The following is a 2,540-nucleotide window of genomic DNA, read 5'->3' on the forward strand; positions in this document are numbered from 1 at the left end:
TGTGCCGCCCCCTGTAACGCAGCTTACGGTCTGACATGCAAAAACCCCGCCATCCTTTGTTTCGGACGGCGGGGTTTATTTGGCATTCAGGTCAGATGAATCAGTTTTCCTTCATCTTGGCGAAGCACTCGCTGCAGTAGACCGGACGGTCTTCGCGGGGCTGGAAGGGAACCTTGCAGGCCTTGCCGCAGCTGGCGCAGACAGCGTCAAACATCTGGCGCTCACCGCGGACAGCGTTCTTGCGGGCGTCGCGGCAGGGCTTGCAGCGCTGGGGCTGGTTCTCGAAACCGCGGCTGGCGTAGAATTCCTGCTCGCCGGCGGTCCAGACGAACTCTTTGCCGCAATCCTTGCATACCAAAGTCTTGTCTTCGAACATAATGGGTATCTCCTCTTAAAAATATTTGCCCGCGGAAGATTTCAACCAACGCCTGCTTGGTAAGGACCAAAGGAAGAACTGATTGCTAAGCTACTTGGGGCAGGTTACTATATGACCAAGGCGGCGGGAACCGTCCAAGTCCAAAAGGTGGTCAGCGCGCGGCGCGCAGTTTGCGGCGGGCACGGGCCAGAGCGTTTTCCACCGCACGGGGCGGGCGGTCCAGCACTTTGGCGGTCTCGGCGGGAGAAAGCCCGTCCAGACTGGCCAGCAGCGCGGCGCGCTCCAGCGGGGAAAGCAGGGTGTCGATCTGCGCCAGCACATCGGTGCGGTTCTCACTGGCAATGGCCAGTTCCTCCGGACCGGGCGCAGCTTCGTCCTCCGGCAGCGGCACGCTGTCGTTCAGCGGCGCGTGCTTTTTGCGGGTGGCGGCGCGGTGGGCGTCGCGCTGGGCATTGACAATGCAGTTGGCCGCATAGGACGCAAACGGCACCCCGCGTGAAGGATCATACCCTCGTACCGCACCGAACAGACCGATGAGCCCTTCCTGCACGGCATCGTCAAATTCCAGGCCGGGAGCCTGGGCGGACCAGGCGCCTTTGCGGATGACAGGCATCATGCGGGCGATCAGCGCCGCCAGAGCGGCTTCGTCCCCGTTGGCGGCGCGCTGCAACATTTCCTCACTGATCGGCTGCATAGACGGCTCCTTTGGGACGGTGCGGTTACGGTAGTTCCCATTGTAGCGGCTGTGCCCGCGTTTGTCAATCATTTTCTGCCGGATAATGCCGCAGGCAAGGGCTTTTTCGGCTCAGTTATTCCGCCCGGTGAAGTAGTTCAGCAGCTCCACAGCCAGGATGATGACCACCGTCACCACAAAAACGCCGCCCCAGCCCATGCCGGCCTTGGGCAGGACTTCCAGCAGATTTTGAATATTCAGCATGGCGTACACTCCTTATTATATAAAGAATCAGGCGAACAGGGTCAGGATCATGCCGCCGGCAATGACCGAGGCGATCTGGCCGGAAACATTGACGCCCACCGCATGCATGAGCAGGAAGTTCTGGTTGTCCTCCTGCAGGCCCATCTTGTTGATGACACGGGCCGACATGGGGAAGGCGGAGATGCCCGCCGCGCCGATCATGGGGTTGATCTTGGTCTTGGCAAAGAGGTTGTAGATCTTGGCCACCACAACGCCGCCCACTGTGTCAAAGACGAAGGCCACCAGGCCCAGGCCCAGGATCATGAGGGTCTGCACGGTAAGGAAGCTGGCCGCCTGCATCTTGGTGGAGACGGTCAGGCCCAACAGCAGGGTGATGAGGTTGGCCAGGTCCTTCTGGGCGGTCTCGGACAGGCCTTCCAGAACGCCGCATTCCCGCACCAGGTTGCCGAACATCAGAAAGCCGATGAGGGCCACGCTGCGGGGCGCCACCAGACCGGCAATGATGGTGATGATGATGGGGAACAGGATCTTGGTGGTCTTGCTCACCGGGCGGTCGGCATACCCCATACGGATGCGCCGCTCCGCCTTGGTGGTGACGGCACGGATGACGGTGGGCTGGATGATGGGCACCAGGGCCATGTAGGAGTAGGCCACCACCACGATGGCGCCCAGATAGTTGGACTGGAAGAAGTTGGCCACAAAGATGGAGGTGGGGCCGTCGGCAGCGCCGATGATGGCGATGGAGGCGGCGTCCTTGATGTCAAAGCCCAGCAGGGTGGCCACACACAGGGTGAAGAAGATGCCGAACTGCGCCGCCGCACCGAAGATCATCAGCTTGGGGTTGGAGAGCAGCGGGGTAAAGTCGATCATGGCGCCGATGCCCACAAAGAGCAAAAGCGGGAACAGCTCGTTGGCGATGCCGGAGTCGAACAGCACGTCGATGGGGCCCAGCTCGGTGACGCCGTCGATGATCTGGGTGACCGCGCCGGACTGGGGCAGGTTGACCAGGATGGCGCCGAAGCCCATGGGCAGCAGCAGCGAGGGTTCCATCTGTTTTTTGATTGCCAGCCAGATCAGCAGCGCACCGATGATCCACATGACCACCTGCTGCCACTGCAGGTTCAATACATTGCCGAAAAGTGCCTCCATAGCGAGACGAACCTCCTTTTTGACATTGATTCACTTTATGTCCATTATGGCCGACGCCATTGGCTGTGTCAAGGGCAT

4 protein-coding genes are annotated in these 2,540 nt (G+C 60.6%); all 4 read right to left on the minus strand.

Going from position 1 to position 2,540, the window contains the following annotated elements:
- Positions 1-100: 100 nt before the first annotated feature.
- Positions 101-376 (minus strand): zinc-ribbon domain containing protein, encoded by a 276-nt coding sequence (locus Q0K17_RS11145; protein WP_204647283.1) that lies wholly within the window; start codon positions 374-376, stop codon positions 101-103.
- 151 nt (positions 377-527) lie between these two features.
- Complete coding sequence (locus tag Q0K17_RS11150; RefSeq protein WP_294542981.1) at positions 528-1,070, minus strand: sigma-70 family RNA polymerase sigma factor; 543 nt, start codon at positions 1,068-1,070, stop codon at positions 528-530.
- A 111-nt stretch (positions 1,071-1,181) separates the two neighbouring features.
- Positions 1,182-1,313 (minus strand): OadG-related small transporter subunit, encoded by a 132-nt coding sequence (locus tag Q0K17_RS11155; protein WP_294542982.1) that lies wholly within the window; start codon positions 1,311-1,313, stop codon positions 1,182-1,184.
- Between the two features lie 27 nt (positions 1,314-1,340).
- On the minus strand, positions 1,341-2,462 hold the full coding sequence (locus tag Q0K17_RS11160; protein WP_294542983.1) for a sodium ion-translocating decarboxylase subunit beta: 1,122 nt from the start codon (positions 2,460-2,462) through the stop codon (positions 1,341-1,343).
- Positions 2,463-2,540: the final 78 nt, after the last annotated feature.

This window comes from uncultured Gemmiger sp. (genome assembly GCA_944388105.1).
Taxonomy (GTDB): domain Bacteria; phylum Bacillota; class Clostridia; order Oscillospirales; family Ruminococcaceae; genus Gemmiger.

Excerpts from the sequence above, each read along its gene's own strand:
- Q0K17_RS11145 (WP_204647283.1), bottom strand. The coding sequence starts at position 376 with ATGTTCGAAGACAAGACTTTGGTATGCAAGGATTGCGGCAAAGAGTTC.
- Q0K17_RS11150 (WP_294542981.1), bottom strand. The coding sequence starts at position 1,070 with ATGCAGCCGATCAGTGAGGAAATGTTGCAGCGCGCCGCCAACGGGGAC.
- Q0K17_RS11155 (WP_294542982.1), bottom strand. The coding sequence starts at position 1,313 with ATGCTGAATATTCAAAATCTGCTGGAAGTCCTGCCCAAGGCCGGCATG.
- Q0K17_RS11160 (WP_294542983.1), bottom strand. The coding sequence starts at position 2,462 with ATGGAGGCACTTTTCGGCAATGTATTGAACCTGCAGTGGCAGCAGGTG.